General features: G+C 36.7%; 1 protein-coding gene. It reads left to right on the top strand.

Annotated features, from left to right (window positions below):
• Window positions 1–335, top strand: a 335-nt coding sequence (locus EII29_RS12460) for a hypothetical protein (RefSeq protein WP_158612566.1), incomplete at both ends; no start/stop codon positions are given.

The raw sequence follows: 335 nt of genomic DNA, 5'->3' as shown, positions 1-335 counted from the left end.
TATATAATCCGACAAGAGGAGCAATAGCAGACGTACTGGAAAGTGCATTAGGAAAGATGTTTGATGGAAGCTTGTCAAGTTTGGGATTGTCGATAGGAATGAACAGAGGAGCAGCAGTATCATATGCTTCGTTAGATAAGAGACAGAATTATGATTTTTCATTTTACAGTCAGGGGAATATAGTAGGTTTTGGAGCATTTAACATACTGAAAAATAAAGGGATACGTTTAGGAGATGTTAAAGTAAGAATGTACGGGACTCCGGTAGTAAAAATAGGCTTTGAACGTTTTGAAAATGGATTGGGAGTAAATGTAATAGGAGCGGCAATAAATGAA

This window comes from Leptotrichia sp. OH3620_COT-345 (assembly GCF_003932895.1).
Classification (GTDB): Bacteria; Fusobacteriota; Fusobacteriia; order Fusobacteriales; family Leptotrichiaceae; genus Pseudoleptotrichia.
The sequence above is the reverse complement of the archived record's forward strand: the minus strand, read 5'-3'. Positions and strand labels throughout refer to the sequence as shown.